Genomic DNA, 15,732 nt, shown 5'->3' with positions numbered 1-15,732 from the left:
AGGGTAGGGAGGATCTTGAGAGTGCTACAGGTGGATTTTATTACATGCATGCCATTGACTACTCAACGGCGAACACTTGTTCAAATTGAGCAAAGGCCTGTCAGAGTTTATTCATGACTTTTATTAGCCAGCTCTTGAGTAGAACGTTGTCGATCTCAAAGTGGCAGCGCTCTATCGAGCGCTGACCATCCTGTCGACCTAGGATATTACATCAGTCCAGATCGCTGGCCGAATGGCGTTCAGCAACCTGGCTGCCTTCATCACCCCAAGTACGGTTTACCCGTGTACCACGTTGTACTGCCGGCCGCTCGGCAATCTCCCTGGCCCAGCGCAATACGTGGGGGTATTCGTCTACCGCCAGAAACTCCGCCGCGTTGTACACGGTGCCCAGTACCAACTGCCCATACCAGGACCACACGGCAATGTCGGCGATGCTGTACTGCTCGCTGCCCAGGTAGCGGCTTTCGCCCAGGCGGCGATTCAATACATCCAGTTGGCGTTTGGCCTCCATGGTAAAGCGGTTGATGGCATATTCGATTTTTTCCGGGGCGTACACGTAGAAGTGGCCAAAGCCGCCACCCAGGTAGGGCGCTGCGCCCATCTGCCAGAACAGCCAATTGAGGGTTTCGGTACGCTCTGCCGGTGCCTGTGGCAGCAGTGCGCCAAATTTTTCGGCCAGGTACAGCAAAATTGACCCTGACTCAAACACCCGCACCGGGGGCTCAACGCTTTGGTCGAGCAAGGCGGGGATCTTGGAGTTAGGGTTGACCTGTACGAAACCGCTCGAGAACTGATCGCCCTCACCAATGCGGATCAACCAGGCGTCGTACTCGGCACCTTCGTGGCCAAGGGCAAGTAACTCTTCCAGCGCAATCGTGACCTTCACCCCGTTGGGGGTAGCGAGCGAGTAAAGCTGCAGCGGTTGCTTGCCGACAGGCAGTTCCTTTTCGTGGGTGGGGCCTGCAACCGGGCGGTTGATGCTGGCGAACTGGCCGCCGGATGCTGCTTCGTTGCGCCAGACCTTGGGCGGTACATAGGCGTGTTTGCTCATGGGCGACTCTCCTTCAAGGGCGCGTGACGATAACTTCAGGTTGACCTGCATGTATGCCACGGGTTCGATGGCCGGCACAAATGCAACCTGCCGCTGCAACCTTGTACCGTCATTTTTTCATCGAGTTTTCACCTGCAGCAGGCCACGGCAGGGCTATGCTGGAGCAGGTAAGGCGCACGTGGAGCTGGCGGCCGATGACTCTCACTCGCTGCTTGATGGCACTGGCATTGCTCGGTGGGCTTCTGGCCCGTGCCGAGGCTAGCCCTTGGGTAGCCGGGTTGCACCACATGACACTCGCTGACCCTGTGGATGCTCGCCCTATGCAGGCCTTGGCTTTCTACCCCGCGACGGGTCAGGCGCACGCAAGTCGCCTGGATGGCTACCCGCTGGACGTTGCAGACGAAGCACCGGTTGCCTTGGGTCGGTTTCCACTGTTGGTACTTTCCCACGGCAACACCGGCAGCCCATTGGCCCTGCATTACCTGGCCACGTCGCTGGCACGGCAGGGTTTCGTCGTGGTTGCGGTCGTGCACCCTGGCGACAACGCGCGCGACCATAGCCGTTTGGGCACGCTGAGCAATCTGTACGGCCGGCCTCTGCAAATCAGCGCCGCGATCACCGCTGCGCGTGATGATGCCTTGCTGGGGCCGTATTTGAATGAAGGGAAGGTAGGCGTGATCGGCTACTCGGCCGGGGGTGAGACCGCGTTGATACTGTCGGGCGCTCGCCCCGATCTGGACCGCCTTCGGCAGTACTGCCTGGAACGCCCCAACGATGCCGATGCGTGCAAAACCCATGGGGTATTGATTGCTGACCGAAGCGAATTGACCCCACAAGCCGATGGGCGGGTGGGGGCGGTGATGCTCATGGCACCGCTCAGCCTGCTGTTTGGCCGCCATGCCCTGGCCGATGTGCACGTGCCCGCATTGATCTACAGTGGTGACAGCGATCAGCTAGTGGCTGTAGACCGCAACGCAGAAGCCTTGGCCCGCAAGCTGCCGGAATCCCCTGACTATCGACTGCTGGCAGGCGCCGGGCATTTCGTGTTCATGGCCCACTGCGATGCAGACCAGTCTGCCCGCATGCCGGCGCTGTGCAAGGATGCCGACGGGGTAGACCGTCGGCATATCCACCATTCGCTGCAACGTGACACGGCCGTGTTCTTTGGCCAGGCGCTGGGCGTGCCGGAGCCCGCCGAGCGCTCAGCCGCAGTGCATCAACCCAGTACGCCCTGACTGCGCAGGTAATCGTCGTAGGTACCGCTGAAATCCACCACGCCGTCGGCAGACAATTCGATGATGCGGGTAGCCAGGGAGGACACGAACTCCCGGTCGTGGCTGACGAACAGCAGGGTGCCCGGGTAGTTTTCCAGCGCCAGGTTCAGTGCCTCGATCGATTCCATGTCCAGGTGGTTGGTCGGCTCGTCCATCACCAGCACGTTCGGTTTCTGCAAGATCAGCTTGCCGAACAGCATGCGGCCCTGCTCACCCCCGGAGATGACCTTGACCGATTTCAGGATTTCATCGTTCGAGAACAGCATGCGGCCCAAGGTGCCCCGGATGACCTGCTCGCCGGATGTCCACTGGCCCATCCAGTCGAACAGGCTCATGTCCTCTTCGAAGTCGTGGGCGTGGTCCTGGGCGTAGTAGCCAACCTCGGCGCTGTCGGTCCACTTCACTTCGCCTTTGTCTGGCGTCATTTCACCGACCAGTGTACGCAGCAGGGTGGTCTTGCCAATGCCGTTGGGGCCGATGATGGCAACACGCTCGCCGGCTTCGATGGTGAAGCCCAGGTCCTTGAACAGCACCTTGTCATCGAATGCCTTGCCCATCTTCTCGACGGTCACGGCCTGGCGGTGCAGCTTTTTGGTCTGCTCGAAACGAATGAACGGGCTGACACGGCTGGACGGCTTGACCTCGGCCAGCTGGATCTTGTCGATCTGCTTGGCACGCGAGGTGGCCTGCTTGGCCTTGGAGGCGTTGGCAGAGAAGCGGCTGACGAAGGTCTGCAGTTCGGCAATCTGGGCTTTTTTCTTGGCGTTGTCCGACAGCAACTGCTCGCGCGCCTGGGTGGCTGCGGTCATGTATTCGTCGTAGTTGCCCGGGAACAGGCGCAACTCGCCGTAGTCCAGGTCAGCCATGTGGGTGCACACGCTGTTCAGGAAGTGACGGTCGTGGGAAATGATCACCATGGTGCTATTGCGCGCGGTGAGCACGGTTTCAAGCCAGCGGATGGTGTTGATGTCCAGGTGGTTGGTCGGCTCGTCGAGCAGCAACACGTCCGGGTCCGAGAACAGTGCCTGCGCCAGCAGCACGCGCAGCTTCCAGCCAGGTGCCACTTCGCTCATGGGGCCGAAATGCTGCTCCAGGGGGATGCCCAGGCCCAGCAGCAGTTCACCGGCGCGGGATTCGGCGGTGTAGCCGTCCATTTCGGCAAACTCGGTTTCCAGCTCCGCGACGGCCATGCCGTCCTCTTCGGACATTTCTGGCAATGAGTAGATGCGGTCGCGTTCGGCTTTCACTTTCCACAGTTGGCTGTGGCCCATGATGACCGTGTCGATCACGGTAAATTCTTCGTAGGCGAACTGGTCCTGGCGCAGCTTGCCCAGGCGCGTGTTCGGCTCAAGCATGACCTGCCCACCGGAAGGCTCCAGGTCGCCACCGAGGATCTTCATGAAGGTCGACTTGCCACAACCGTTGGCGCCAATCAGGCCATAGCGGTTGCCATTGTTGAATTTTACCGAAACGTTTTCGAACAGCGGCTTGGAGCCGAACTGCATGGTGATGTTAGCTGTGGAGATCAAGTGCTTGTCCTGCGGGGGTTCCAGAGGTGTATTTAGGCCCTCTCGTCATGTCAGGCCAATTCAGGGCCAATTCGACGAGTGGCGGCAGCTTCTCCAGCTCCCTCCAGTCCGAGGAGGAGCTGATCCATTTCGCGTAGATAGAGAGCAATTGCTCGACGCTTCGTCGTGAGTGCGGAATTCAGCCTGCCATAAGGCATGGGGTCGCGTGGGCGTGGCGGGTTTCATACTGACGGCGTTCATGGAGTCAGCGCCAGTGATGCTGCTTGTAAGCGGCGGATTGTAACACTTGGTTCGCCGAACCACAGCCCACCTTTAGCCCACTGGAACACAAATACCAATCCTACACGTGCGGATCATAGCCAAACCGTTGCGAACCTGATCGACCATCCCCTAGGCTACGAGGATCAGCTTGATAGGAGGCTTGCATCCTATGGGCCAATCCCACGGACGACACTTCACCAACAAGGATTTTCCATGGCACTGACCAGCAAGATCATGCCCTACAGCCTTTCCTGGCTAGCCCAATATCTGAAAGACGAGCCACTCATTGCTTCGGCTTTCTACGACGAACTGATTGCTATCCATCACGTTGGCAGTACAGATATGCCGGGATTAGCCGCCAAACCTGAAATCGACGTCCTCATCGAGGTAGACGAGCATCGCAACGTGCTTACACGGGACGAAATATTGTTGGGTTTGGGATACGTTCGGGGCAGTGACCTCTCGGAGGGCCACCATTTCTACAGGCGCAACGTGAAGGGTGTTCGTACGCACAAACTCCACGTCTGTGAGCAAGGTCACGTTTCGATCGCCCACATGCTCGGTTTCAGAGACTTGCTCAAACGTAACGTTGTCATTCGGCAGCACTATCAGGCGCTGAAGCTAGAGCTGGAGGCGAGCAACACAGGCGGGATGGCCGAGTACCTGGCGCGAAAGGGGCCCTTCATCATCGCGACGATGCTAGAGGCCGGCATTTGTGCTGCATAAGCGGAGTCGATATCCCGGTCTGTCGGTTGTTGCAATGGACAGTCCCGTATTCTTCATCCCAGCTTATCGAAGCCCACAACTAGGCCTTAGTACGCCAACCGTCTGACCGGGGTGCTCCCCCAGCGAAGCTGCTGGTAACCGGTGTACGGAAGCAAGAGCGTGTCCGCCAAGGCCGATAACCCCATGTCCACGAAAACCGTATCTGCCGACCAGTGAGGGCCCGACCGTTCGGGGCTGTTCAGGTTGCAGAACTGGTAAGCAACGCCGCTATAGGCTTGGGGAATCGACTGGCATTCCGATCCCCACTTCGCCAGGTTGTCCACCGCTTTGGACTTGTCGGATACCGTCGCGACCGTGCCGCACCCGCTCAGCACTACTGCCAGTGCGCACCCCATCCATGGTTTCATGGCATTCCCCTTTTGAAAACGCGCCGTCGATGATGGCCGAATCATAGCGCACTCATGCCGGAGTGGTCCCGTGCAGCGCTCAACGCGCTATTGTGAACGCCTTGGCATTCCTCTAGCCTGCCGGTAAACAGGGCAGGCTCGCAGCGGTGGATCAATTGCAACTTGATGATGACGGTAACAACGCTGCCGAACGTGCCGTGAAAACTGCCATGCTCAACGCAACCCCCGACTGCGTGAAAATACTGGCACCTGACGGCACCTTGCTGGCAATGAACAAGGCAGGTTGCGCTGCACTGGGAATACCGGCTGAACAGGTTAAAGGCCTACCGTGGGTTCCCTTGTTGCCAGTGCCCGTGCAGCCATCCGCCCAAGCGTCCTTGCAGGCGGCATTGGCCGGGCAGGTAGCCAGGTTTTCTGGCCACAGCGCCTCTGCACAGCGGGTGTTCCATTGGGACAACCTGCTTACGCCTGTAACCGATCTGCAGGGGCAGGTGGTGTCGGTTCACTGCGTGTCCAGGGACGTCACTGAGCAGACCTTGCTGCGCAAAGAACTGGACCTGGCCCTTGAGCGGGAACAGTTGTTGTCCCGCGAGATGCTTCACCGCATCCAGAACTTGCTGTCGGTGGTGCAGGCTGTGGTATCCATGGCGGACCGCGAGGCCAGGGCGACGGCAGCCACCGACAGTGTCGCCAGCATCGTCAATGCCAAGCTGGGTGCGCTATCACGGGCTTATGGCGTGATACTCGACAACCCTGACGGGGCCGCGGTCGACATGGCGCTTTTGGCAGGCTCGGTGTTGAGCCCTTATGTAGCCCAATGCCGAATCAGCGGGCCCGGGCACCCGTTGCCCGCGCGCTTGCGCAACACACTTGCGCTGTGTATCCACGAACTCGCCACTAACTCCATCAAGTATGGCGCCTTGGGGGCCATGGAGGGCTTGGTACATTTCCAGTGGTCGATACACGAGCAGGTGCTGCAAGTGCACTGGCGCGAATCAGGGGGCCCGGAGGTGTCAGCAGACAGCGGCGAGGCTGGCTTCGGCACGACGATGATCGAGCGGCTGGCCAGGGCCGCGGGTGGTGAGGTCACCTGGAACTGGCGCCGTGAGGGGCTTGTTGCGCACCTGAAACTGCCGCTCGCAGGTTAACGCCATCGGCGCGACCTCGTCCGTCCGAAATCCGCTTATCCAGATTGACCAGGCTACCGATGCGAGATTTACTGTATATGCATACAGTTCGCATTGGACCTCTTTCCATGAGCATCACTTTTCTGGGTTGGCCGCTCGGTAGCACTGGCCCATTCCCGCTCTACTCATTCCATGTTCCCGCCGGTTTTCCATCCCCTGCGGCAGATCATATGGAGGGGCACATTTCCCTCGATGAGCTGTTCGATATCCGCGCCCCTCATGTGTATCTGGTGAGGGTGGAAGGGGACAGCATGCAAGGGGCGGGTATCTATTCGGGCGATATCGTTATCGTGGACCGTGGGCGTGAACCGGAGCACGGCGATATCGTCATTGCCGCCCTGAACAGCGAGCCGGTGTGCAAACGTCTTCATCGCCGTGACGGCGTGATAATGCTCAAGTCCGAGAACAGTAACTACCCGCCACGTCATGTCGGAGAAGGGGATGATATGGTGGTCTGGGGCGTAGTGCGCTACAGCGTTCGCGACCATGCGCAGTGAGCCTGTATTCGCACTGATCGATTGCAACGCATTCTATGCGAGCTGCGAACGGGTATTCAGGCCAGACCTGGCCAAGACGCCGATCGTGGTCCTGAGCAATAACGATGGCTGTGTGATCGCCAGGTCATACGACGCCAAGCCTTACGTGAAAATGGGTGAGCCGTACTTTCAGGCGCGGGAAAAGCTTCGTCGGCATGGCGTTGTCGCGTTCAGCAGCAACTATGCCTTGTATGGGGACATGAGCGAGCGTGTGATGACGCTGATCGAGGGCATGGTGCCGGCGTTGGAGGTTTACAGCATCGACGAGTGCTTTGCCGACCTGTCAGGTATTCAGCAAGGCCTCACGCAGTTCGGTAACAGCCTGCGTACTCGCGTGTTGCAATGCACCGGCATCCCTGTAGGCGTAGGCATCGCCGGTACCAAGACGCTTGCCAAGCTGGCCAATCACATGGCCAAGAGGCTGTTGAGCCAAACGGACGGTGTGATCGACATCACCGACCCGGTCAAGCGTGACTGGGTGTTGCGTAACTCCAAGGCCAGTGATGTGTGGGGTATTGGCCGCAAGATGACCGCCCACCTGGAGGCCATGGGCATCTACACGGCAATGGACCTTGCCAGGGCCGACGCCCGTACCCTGCGGCAGAAGTTCAGTGTGGTGGTGGAAAAGACCGCCCGTGAACTGGGGGGCACACCGTGCCTGGAGCTGGAGGATGTGGAGATGGCCAAGCATGAGATCTGCAGCAGCCGTATGTTTGGTGAACGCTTGAGCGACCTGCCGTCGATCAAGCAGGCAGTGGCCACTTATGTGGGGCGCGCTGCGCAAAAGCTGCGGGCACAGGGCTCGCTGTGCAAGCGCATGCGCGTGAGCATCCGCACCGGCATGTTCAACCCCAATGAAGCGCATCACGCACAGGGCGCGCTGGTTGAACTGCCATACCCTACCTGTGACACCTTGTTGATGACGCGGCTGGCCAGCCAGGCGGTCGAGCGGGTGTTCAGGCCCGGGTTTCGTTACAGCAAAGCCGAGGTACTGCTGATGGACCTGCGAGCCCCTGGCGACTTTTCAGGTGACCTGTTCGCGGCGCGACAGCCGCCGACCCGTGACCGGGCGATGCAGGTGATGGATGACATCAATCAGCGGTGGGGCAGGGGAACGCTGCGGGTTGCCAGCGTGCCGCGGGTACCTGCCTGGGGTATGAAAAGAGAAATGATGAGCCAGTCTTACACGACACGTATCGATCAGCTGTGGACCATCAGAGGCTGAACTGGCCTACCCCGTAATGAACGCGAAGATTTGGCGAACTGCCGGGCTGCCAGGGTGCCCAATGCTCATCAACCCAAGGAGAGCGACATGACCGAGCCAAAACGTGACCAGCAGGACAACCAGGTGCCTGCCCACTCGACCGAAGAAGAGAAGGCACGCCTGAAGGACAAGAACAAAGACGGTATTCCACCCGGCGCCGAGTGATGGCTGAAGCGTTTCTGCCCTGTTTCCCCCGAGCATGGGTGAACTTCTTCACCCGGCAGTTGCTCTGATCTTCGCACCGCGTGCCCAGCACGGGGTGAAAGAATATCGACCCTTGCCAGCAGGTTCAGTCACATGTTTTCGGAAGACTTTTACGGGGTTTATCTGGTCGTCGAAGCGGTGTTGGTGTTTACCGTGCTGGCGATCGCCGTGCACTGGAATCAGGGCGCCTGAAAAAGGGGCGGAACTGGCCCGCCCTTTTTGCTTGCGCCTCATTTGGCCGTGGGCACGTGGTTAGCCTCTGATAACTTGAAGGCGGGCGCGGCCCGCCTCGGTGATCGCATTCTCACCTTCGTCACTGATGCGGTAGCGTCCTGACGGCATTTTGCTTATCGAGAACCGCACCAGTCCGCTACGCGACAGGGCTTCGCCCGCCTCAAAACTCATGGCGCACTCCAAATCGAATAACTTTATTTCACCGATTTTGTAGCGAGAAAACGCTATCAGGGCGTGGTCTAGTGCCTCTTGATTGACGGTTTGAACATGTTCCATTTGACTTCCTAGTTCGTGAGAGGCCCGGTCCGTGGGCAGATGCAACGGACCGAGACAGTTCGTCGAATGGCCAACGCTACTATGCTGGAGTGAGGCGGGGTACTGGCATTGCATCCACACTGGATGCAAACCCAGCGCCGAACCGCGCGTTAAACTATTTTCACATCGTGGTTTATCCGCAAGCCATCATCTATGTTTGGGGTGTGGGAACCTCCACACTCTTTTGAAGGAAGCGCTGAAATGCTCAAGAAAACGGTTGCCGCTGTTGCCATTGCTTTCGCCGCCGTCATGACGATGTCCGCCGCGCAAGCAGAAGGGGATGTAGCGAAAGGTGTTCGCCACGATGTCCGTGAAGTGGATAAGGGCGCCGATCACGCCGGTAAGGAAATCAGCAAAGGCGTTAAACATGATGGCAAGGAAATAGATAAAGGCGCCAGCCACCTGAACAAAGAACGCCATAAGGCGGGCAAGCATATTGATAAAGAGGTCAAGAAGGACCTTTAATCCGCAGTGGCATAGAACTGCACGTAATGTGTTGATTTAGCAGAGGCCTGTGGGAGTGGCTTCAGCCGCGAACACCGGCGGCGCCGGTGTCATACACCGCGCTGTTACCTTCGCGGGTAAACCCGCTCCCACCGGGGGCGTGGCTTACTCGCGAAATCAGCGCGCTGCGCGACAACGCAGCTGCACACCCTGCGATGGCTAACTGATCAGGTTTTGCATTTGCCCTGCGCGCCCGCAATAATCGGCCCTTTTAACGGAGGTGGTTGTTGTGCAGGCACGAAGCGTTGTAGCCGAAATGTTCATCGGGATACCGACGCACTTCTGGGTGTTGCCCGTTGCCGGCCTGGTCGCGTTTTATGGGCTCAAGTGGTCCGGTAAAGCGGCGGGGCGTGCCAAGTTCATACAGGTCATCACGTACGCGCTGCTGATTGCGTTGGCCGTGGCCCCCAATGGCATTTATGCGCTTCTGCCGCCAGCGCCCGGGCCAGAGCAGCTTATGAATCAGCAGCCACTGCCCAACTATGCAGGGCGCTTTTACCTGGACGCGTTCTATGTCTTCGGCGGCTGGGCCTTGAGCAAAGTCGTGAAGCTCAGGTTTCGCTGAGGATGGCGCGTTGGCTGGAGGCAGCCCTATGACTGCGAGCCACCAGGGTGCGTAAAGCTGACCGTCTGTTTCAGCTTGTGAACCTGATCAGGGTGCATCAGCCTATTTCCGCAGAGCGCCTTGCAGAGCGCATGGGTGTTTCAGTGCGTTCCGTTTACCGATACGTAGACGATGTATCCGTTTCGGGCATCCCGATCTATGGCACGCCAGGTATTGGCTACGCGTTGGATGCCGATTTTGAGATGCCCCCGTTGACCCTGAATCGCCTGGAAGTGGATGCCTTGATGCTGGGGATGGAAATGCTCGCCTGCACGGCTGACCCAGCCATGGCGCAAGCAGCGAACATGCTCCTGAGTAAGGTGGGGGCAACGTTGACCCAGCACAAGATGGACTCCGCAGATGCCAAGGTGCGGGCACTGGGCGGTATGGCATTGAAAACACGCGCACACTTGGCCGATTTGCGCACAGCCTCGGAACAGCAGCGCCCGGTGCAGATCGTGTACACGAGCTTGCACGGCCTCGTCTCGCAGCGAAACATCTACCCGCTGGGGCTGTTTTATTGGGGCGGAAAATGGACAGTTGGCAGTTGGTGCTGCAGCAAAGCGGCTTATCGTGATTTCCGGGTGGACTGCATCGAATCGGTTTCGCTGGCCTATCAGCCAGCAGCGCTTCCCGCTGGCATCGGACTCAAGGCTTACATGCAGTTCCAGGCAAAACAGTGGAAAGCCAAAACACTCACTGACAGTACGCTGTCAGTAGGCATGGCGGACACTGTGCCTTCTCCATAACTGAGAAGGACCCAAGCCATGTACTATCCGGACGCTGTACTGGAAGTCGCCATTTTCACCGTCAAAGCGGAGTTCGAGTCGCAGATGCCCGCGTTGCGCGCGGGGCTGAGGGAAGTACTGAAAGCGTTCCCTGGGCTGATCCAGTACGGGGCGTATTGCCCAATCAGTGATGACCGTGTATCTGCTGATCTGGCAGTATGGGACAGCCTGGAGAGTGCACGGCGCGTAGCGGATGCGTTCAACGCCGGCGATATGCGATTTGCCCCCTATATGCAGGCCATTGAGCAATTAACGTTCATGAGTCATTTCGCACTAGAGCCGCAAGAGGGGCGGAGGGACTGACGGCAATAGCAAGTCCGGCCCCATTATTTGCCGGCCCTACCTCTCAAGCGCTGTTAGGCAACGCATCGGCCGCCTCGAGTTTGGCCGCAAGGGTGCGAAGTTCATCCACTACGTGGCTAATCGACGCAATATGTGCGTTTACATCGAGGTGCTCTTGCGCACTGCCACGGGCCTGCATGAACCTGGCGTGCCCATTCATGGCCTGCCGCAGCCCATCCAGATGGTCTGCGGTTCTGACCAGGTCCGCTTTGATGCTGTGAAGCGTTTCCATAGGGCAAGGCACTCCATTGATAGTGGCTTCAGCGGTACCCAGAGCATCGCTGGTGTACCGCCTGGAGTGCAACTATTTTGTGCTTTGCCGGCTATGGGTAAGGAGGGGCGAATGGCTCAGTTGTCCGGTGCCTGTACGTTCAGCACCGACCCTTTGTCGTCCGTTGCCAGTATCCCGCCCGCCGTACCCCCGTGGGCGCTGATTTCAGCCAGGGGCATCTCTGCGTGTCGGAAGATTTGATGACCTTGCTCCCCCACCCTGAGGGTGATGAGTTTTCCGTTTTGATAAAAAAACAATGTGCTGCTGTCCTGTTTAGGCATGGTGCGAACTCCCAGTCGGGTGTGGATCAGTGCGGGTGGTCAATGCCACTGTCGCAGCCCTGTGAGTACCGTGCTACTGGTAAAACTGTCAGTTGTCGGCGTATACCCCTGCTTTGGTTTGATTAGCCACCTTCGGTACCACTGGGTAGAATGCGGCAAACTTCAAGGGGCCTCCTGTATATGCCTATCTTTCGTAACGCGCTTTTCGGGGCGTTAGTCTTAGCCTTGGCGGGGTGTGCGACGCCTGGTAAACCTACGGCCAGCAAATTGACCGGCAAATCCCCGCAACAGTATGCCGCCTGTGTCATGCCCAAATGGCAGGCCCTGACGCCAAATGCTACGCAGAAATCCATCCCCCATGGCGTGCGCATGACGGCGCCGAGCGCTGTTGCCACCGATGATGTGCTTGAGGTGATAGAGTCGGGCGACGGTAGCCGGGCAACCTTTTATAAAGGCAGTTTCTTGTCTGGAGACAAACTTCGGCAGGCGGCCAGAGAGTGCCTGGACTGATGCGGTTTTAGCGTGGCCTCAGGGCAATAAGATCACACCAACCTGTAGCGGAATTAGATAGGGGGAGGGGAAGGCGGTCCTTCGCCGCGTGCCGGGCCGCTAATCTGCTGGCGGGTTCCGAGCGTCATTGCAACAGTGCAGGCTTGCGGGCCTTGCGCCGGACTACATTGCACACCCAGCGTTTACCGCAGCGATAGGGTGCTCGGATGAACGTCAGGTCCGAGATCAGGCGCGCTCCCTGAGCCTTGAGCGCTTGGGCGAGCTCCGCCAGTGTCTTGGCTTCAATGGTCATGATTCACCTCGTCATATTGGCTACGTTCATAATTGTTGACAGGGTGGTAATCAAAGTAATTCAGTTCAATTGGGGTTAGTCGGTTGGTAATAGCAGCCATTCGGATAGTGGCCGCAAGAATGTGCGCGTTAACTGGCCGACACTGGCGTACATTGGCCTTGTACGCCCTTCAGGAGCCCAGGAATGACCAGCGTTTTTACACACATGCATTCGCCCGTCGGCAAGTTGATGCTGGTGTCCCGGAATCAGCGGCTGGCCGCTGTGCTGTGGGAAGAAGAACGCGAAAACCGTGTGCGTCTGGGCCCCTTGGTCCAGCAGGATGACTGCCCTGTACTGATTGATACAGCGCGTCAGCTGGGCGAGTATTTCAGCGGCCAACGCCAGCGATTCGAGCTGCCACTGGACTTCGCTGGCACCGATTTCCAGCGCCGGGTGTGGAGCGCGCTGCTGACCATCCCTTTCGGTGAAACCCGCAGTTACAGCGAGATTGCGCGGCAGATCGGCAGCCCCAGCGCGGTGCGTGCAGTAGGAGCTGCCAATGGCCGCAACCCGATTTCGATTATCGCCCCCTGCCATCGGGTAATTGGGGCGTCGGGGCACCTCACCGGGTTTGCCGGCGGCCTGCCGGCCAAGCAGTTTCTGCTAGCGCTGGAGGGCCGCCAGAGCCTGGCACTTGACCTGTGAGTGTCAAACCAGCCAATGCACCACCAGGCAGGCCAGTGCCGCTAGCGGCGTGCCAGCAATGAGGGTGTAGTGCTTTTGAGCCTGGCGCATGCGCACGTGCACCGCACGCAGGTATTCGCCGGGGGGCGGGGCATCGGGGCGGTGACGCAGCCCTTCGGCAATGTCCGCCAGCTGGCCGCTCAACAGCAGCCCGACCACGTAGTAAGTCAGGGCATAGCTCAACAGGGCCAGAAACCCGTAGATCATGCAAACGTGTCCAGGGCAAATACCGACGCGCTGGCGGCGTCAGTGTCCAGTAGAAGCAGCCCTTCACGCTGCTCATCAAGGTGCGCCAGCAGGCGCCCGTCGCTGCCCCATGCTGCAGAGCCACCTGCGCCGATGAAGGTGTCGGCAGGGCCAACACAATTGGCCATCAGTACGGTCATCCCCAGCTCCCGAGCCACTTGAGGGTAGTGGGTGTAGCCCTCGCGTATACCCTTGGCGGTTTTGGCGACACTGACCAGATACAGGTCGGCGCCTTGGTTGTGAGCGGCTGCGGCATGGGCCATGAACATCGACTCAAAGCAGATCGCAGGGGCAACACTGTGCCCGGCTATGTGCAGCAACAGGCCCTCGTCGCCAGGGCAGAAATAGGGCAGTTCATCATCGTGCAGGCGGCGTTTGGCATATGCCTGGCGCGGTGCGCAAGGGCTGAAGATGGGCATGCCGATGCGGATGCCATTTGGCGTGGGCAGCGGCAAACCCACTGCCACCGTGACGCCCAGCCTGTCGCAGGCGGCCTGCAGCGGGTCAAGGCGGGTCGAGGACAGCGGCAGGGCAGCCTGCCGCGCCAGGGTCGGCTGGTAACCTGTGAGCGACAGTTCAGGGAACACGACGAGTTGGGCGCCCACGTGCGCCGCCTGTTCGATACAGGCCACATGGCGCTGGACGTTGCCCGGCACATCACCTTTGAGCGACGCAAGTTGAACGGCGCACAGCAGCATCGACAGCCCTTCCTTGGTGCAGGTTGAAAGGCCGAGCATACTACCGGCACGCACGTTGTGCCATGCTGAGCAGAGGAGAGCGCACGTGAACCACGTGAACCACGTTACCCATTTATTGCATGCTCAGAGGGCCGGATGATGGGGCGTTTCGAACGCATGGCTGCCAACCCCCTTGGCCGGGACCTGGCAGTGGGTGATATCCATGGCCACTTCGACCGCCTGCAACTGAGCCTGGACGCAGTGGGGTTCAACCCGCAGCAGGACCGCCTGTTTAGTGTAGGCGACCTGGTAGACCGCGGCCCGCACAGTCAGGCGGTGCTGCAATGGCTGGCGCAACCGTGGTTTCACGCGGTGCAGGGCAACCATGAGGCGCTGGCGATCACCCTTGTGCGTGGAGGGCGGCTGGACCTGGCCATGTACCACGCCGCAGGCGGGGCATGGTTCATAGGGTTGCCCCGCAACGAACAACTGCGGTTCGTCGAGCAGTTCGAGCAATTGCCTATCGCCCTGGAAGTCGAGACGGCTGCAGGGCCCATTGGGCTCCTGCATGCGGACTGCCCATTCGACGACTGGGGTGTCTTGCGCACGTGGCTGGAGCTGGATGACGACCCCGACGTGCGGGAGGTGTGCCAATGGTCGCGACGGCGGCTGAAGGCAGGTGACACACGGCCTGTGAACGGTTTGCGGGGGCTGCTGGTCGGCCATACGCCAGTACCGCAGGTGAAGCAGCTGGGCAATGTCTGGCACCTGGATACCGGGGGCTGGGCCAATGGCCATTTCAGCCTCCTGGACATGCACACCTTCGAGGTGGTCAGCCCCGCGCCACATGCACCAGCAGCCCTGTGGCCACCGCCATCAACATGATGCCAGAGGCGCGTTCCAACCATGGCAGGCTGCGCCCAAAGCGCCGCAGCAACCGTGGGTTGCCTATTGCCACCGCTACCAACAGGTCCCACAGCAGCACCACGCTGAACATCCACAGCGCGTAGGCGGCCTTCCAACCCACACTGCTGCCCGCCACCAGGCTGGCCAGGCTGGCATAGAACAGTGCGTTTTTAGGGTTGAGAATACCGGACAACCCACCCATCAGCAGGCTGCGCCACCAGCCGTGGCCGGCACTGCGGCCCGCCACAGCGCCCAGAGGCGTGCTGCCCGCGTGCCGCAGGAACAATACGCCGATGTACATCAGGTACGCAGCACCGACCAGTTGCAGGGTATCGAACAGCAGGGTGCCCTCGCGCAACACGGAAACGCCGGTGAATGCCAGCACTATGAACGCACCATTGGCCAGTGCGATGCCCAGGCACGCACCTGTGGCCACGCGCCAGCCGCTGTTGATGGAGGTGCGTGCTACCAGGAAAAAGTCCGGGCCGGGGGACAACAAGGCCAAAAAATGGGCCAGGGCAATGATCACGAACGCTTGCATGGGGCAGTGGACTCGACGTTGAAAGCCGCAGTCTGCCCCTCGCTGCACTGCGCGTATTG

Annotated in this window: 22 protein-coding genes; 12 read left to right on the top strand and 10 right to left on the bottom strand. The window is 59.5% G+C overall.

Annotated features, from left to right (window positions below):
• Positions 1-211: 211 nt before the first annotated feature.
• Positions 212-1,051 (bottom strand): glutathione-dependent disulfide-bond oxidoreductase, encoded by an 840-nt coding sequence (yghU, locus tag IAE38_RS01325; protein ID WP_201215414.1) that lies wholly within the window; start codon positions 1,049-1,051, stop codon positions 212-214.
• Positions 1,052-1,245: 194 nt separating this feature from the next.
• On the opposite strand from yghU, the gene IAE38_RS01320 reads away from it, so the two are divergent.
• Positions 1,246-2,286: an alpha/beta hydrolase family protein gene (locus IAE38_RS01320; RefSeq protein ID WP_201215413.1), complete on the top strand. Its 1,041-nt coding sequence runs from the start codon at positions 1,246-1,248 to the stop codon at positions 2,284-2,286.
• Here IAE38_RS01320 and IAE38_RS01315 read toward each other — a convergent pair.
• Positions 2,268-3,854: an ABC-F family ATPase gene (locus IAE38_RS01315; RefSeq protein ID WP_028634169.1), complete on the bottom strand. Its 1,587-nt coding sequence runs from the start codon at positions 3,852-3,854 to the stop codon at positions 2,268-2,270. The genes IAE38_RS01320 and IAE38_RS01315 overlap by 19 nt on opposite strands.
• 474 nt (positions 3,855-4,328) lie before the next feature.
• Here IAE38_RS01315 and IAE38_RS01310 point away from each other — a divergent pair, with 474 nt between their 5' ends.
• Positions 4,329-4,841 carry a GrpB family protein gene (locus IAE38_RS01310; RefSeq protein WP_201215412.1) on the top strand — a complete coding sequence of 171 codons (513 nt, stop codon included), beginning with the start codon at positions 4,329-4,331 and terminating at the stop codon, positions 4,839-4,841.
• Positions 4,842-4,927: 86 nt separating this feature from the next.
• Here the strand turns inward: IAE38_RS01310 and IAE38_RS01305 are convergent, their stop codons facing one another.
• Positions 4,928-5,248, bottom strand: coding sequence for a YceK/YidQ family lipoprotein (locus tag IAE38_RS01305; RefSeq protein WP_201215411.1), 321 nt, complete (start codon positions 5,246-5,248; stop codon positions 4,928-4,930).
• Between the two features lie 146 nt (positions 5,249-5,394).
• On the opposite strand from IAE38_RS01305, the gene IAE38_RS01300 reads away from it, so the two are divergent.
• The 3 genes from IAE38_RS01300 to IAE38_RS01290 all read left to right on the top strand — a co-directional run bounded on the left by IAE38_RS01300 (position 5,395) and on the right by IAE38_RS01290 (position 8,196).
• Complete coding sequence (locus tag IAE38_RS01300; protein ID WP_201215409.1) at positions 5,395-6,396, top strand: sensor histidine kinase; 1,002 nt, start codon at positions 5,395-5,397, stop codon at positions 6,394-6,396.
• A gap of 107 nt (positions 6,397-6,503) precedes the next feature.
• On the top strand, positions 6,504-6,932 hold the full coding sequence (locus IAE38_RS01295; protein ID WP_201215407.1) for a LexA family protein: 429 nt from the start codon (positions 6,504-6,506) through the stop codon (positions 6,930-6,932).
• Positions 6,922-8,196 (top strand): Y-family DNA polymerase, encoded by a 1,275-nt coding sequence (locus IAE38_RS01290; RefSeq protein WP_201215405.1) that lies wholly within the window; start codon positions 6,922-6,924, stop codon positions 8,194-8,196. Before IAE38_RS01295 ends, IAE38_RS01290 begins: the two co-directional genes overlap by 11 nt.
• Positions 8,197-8,691: 495 nt before the next feature.
• Here the strand turns inward: IAE38_RS01290 and IAE38_RS01285 are convergent, their stop codons facing one another.
• Positions 8,692-8,949 (bottom strand): hypothetical protein, encoded by a 258-nt coding sequence (locus tag IAE38_RS01285; RefSeq protein ID WP_201163487.1) that lies wholly within the window; start codon positions 8,947-8,949, stop codon positions 8,692-8,694.
• A 240-nt stretch (positions 8,950-9,189) separates the two neighbouring features.
• Here IAE38_RS01285 and IAE38_RS01280 point away from each other — a divergent pair, with 240 nt between their 5' ends.
• The 4 genes from IAE38_RS01280 to IAE38_RS01265 all read left to right on the top strand — a co-directional run bounded on the left by IAE38_RS01280 (position 9,190) and on the right by IAE38_RS01265 (position 11,187).
• Positions 9,190-9,453: a hypothetical protein gene (locus IAE38_RS01280; protein ID WP_060481956.1), complete on the top strand. Its 264-nt coding sequence runs from the start codon at positions 9,190-9,192 to the stop codon at positions 9,451-9,453.
• A 295-nt stretch (positions 9,454-9,748) separates the two neighbouring features.
• Positions 9,749-10,057 carry a hypothetical protein gene (locus IAE38_RS01275; RefSeq protein ID WP_201163527.1) on the top strand — a complete coding sequence of 103 codons (309 nt, stop codon included), beginning with the start codon at positions 9,749-9,751 and terminating at the stop codon, positions 10,055-10,057.
• A 47-nt stretch (positions 10,058-10,104) separates the two neighbouring features.
• Complete coding sequence (locus IAE38_RS01270; RefSeq protein ID WP_201215402.1) at positions 10,105-10,845, top strand: helix-turn-helix transcriptional regulator; 741 nt, start codon at positions 10,105-10,107, stop codon at positions 10,843-10,845.
• A gap of 18 nt (positions 10,846-10,863) precedes the next feature.
• Positions 10,864-11,187, top strand: coding sequence for a hypothetical protein (locus tag IAE38_RS01265; RefSeq protein ID WP_201210652.1), 324 nt, complete (start codon positions 10,864-10,866; stop codon positions 11,185-11,187).
• Between the two features lie 43 nt (positions 11,188-11,230).
• On the opposite strand, the gene IAE38_RS01260 is transcribed toward IAE38_RS01265, so the two are convergent.
• Together IAE38_RS01260 and IAE38_RS01255 are read right to left on the bottom strand one after the other, a co-directional pair.
• On the bottom strand, positions 11,231-11,458 hold the full coding sequence (locus tag IAE38_RS01260) for a hypothetical protein (protein WP_201163483.1): 228 nt from the start codon (positions 11,456-11,458) through the stop codon (positions 11,231-11,233).
• Between the two features lie 116 nt (positions 11,459-11,574).
• On the bottom strand, positions 11,575-11,778 hold the full coding sequence (locus tag IAE38_RS01255) for a hypothetical protein (RefSeq protein ID WP_201215400.1): 204 nt from the start codon (positions 11,776-11,778) through the stop codon (positions 11,575-11,577).
• 180 nt (positions 11,779-11,958) lie between these two features.
• On the opposite strand from IAE38_RS01255, the gene IAE38_RS01250 reads away from it, so the two are divergent.
• Entirely contained in the window at positions 11,959-12,288 is a 330-nt protein-coding gene (locus tag IAE38_RS01250) for a hypothetical protein (RefSeq protein ID WP_442968248.1), read from the top strand.
• A gap of 124 nt (positions 12,289-12,412) precedes the next feature.
• Here IAE38_RS01250 and IAE38_RS01245 read toward each other — a convergent pair whose 3' ends face one another.
• Positions 12,413-12,580, bottom strand: coding sequence for a hypothetical protein (locus IAE38_RS01245; RefSeq protein ID WP_177331169.1), 168 nt, complete (start codon positions 12,578-12,580; stop codon positions 12,413-12,415).
• Between the two features lie 183 nt (positions 12,581-12,763).
• On the opposite strand from IAE38_RS01245, the gene IAE38_RS01240 reads away from it, so the two are divergent.
• On the top strand, positions 12,764-13,264 hold the full coding sequence (locus tag IAE38_RS01240) for a methylated-DNA--[protein]-cysteine S-methyltransferase (protein ID WP_201215396.1): 501 nt from the start codon (positions 12,764-12,766) through the stop codon (positions 13,262-13,264).
• A 3-nt stretch (positions 13,265-13,267) separates the two neighbouring features.
• Here IAE38_RS01240 and IAE38_RS01235 read toward each other — a convergent pair whose 3' ends face one another.
• Positions 13,268-13,510, bottom strand: a complete 243-nt coding sequence (locus IAE38_RS01235) for a hypothetical protein (protein WP_201215394.1) — start codon at positions 13,508-13,510, stop codon at positions 13,268-13,270.
• The gene (locus tag IAE38_RS01230; RefSeq protein ID WP_201215532.1) at positions 13,507-14,247 is read right to left on the bottom strand and encodes a carbon-nitrogen hydrolase family protein; all 741 of its coding nucleotides are present in this window, start codon (positions 14,245-14,247) and stop codon (positions 13,507-13,509) included. The genes IAE38_RS01235 and IAE38_RS01230 overlap by 4 nt, the downstream gene beginning before the upstream one ends.
• A 138-nt stretch (positions 14,248-14,385) precedes the next feature.
• Here IAE38_RS01230 and IAE38_RS01225 point away from each other — a divergent pair, with 138 nt between their 5' ends.
• Complete coding sequence (locus IAE38_RS01225) at positions 14,386-15,111, top strand: metallophosphoesterase (RefSeq protein ID WP_201215392.1); 726 nt, start codon at positions 14,386-14,388, stop codon at positions 15,109-15,111.
• Here IAE38_RS01225 and IAE38_RS01220 read toward each other — a convergent pair.
• A complete protein-coding gene (locus IAE38_RS01220) occupies positions 15,059-15,673 on the bottom strand; it encodes a LysE family translocator (protein ID WP_201215390.1) in 615 nt (204 codons plus the stop codon). The genes IAE38_RS01225 and IAE38_RS01220 overlap by 53 nt on opposite strands.
• Between the last annotated feature and the right edge of the window lie 59 nt (positions 15,674-15,732).

Origin of the sequence: Pseudomonas sp. S32 (genome assembly GCF_016648095.1) — a bacterium.
Taxonomy (GTDB): Bacteria; Pseudomonadota; Gammaproteobacteria; order Pseudomonadales; family Pseudomonadaceae; genus Aquipseudomonas; species Aquipseudomonas parafulva.
This window is presented reverse-complemented; position numbering and strand designations above follow the sequence as displayed.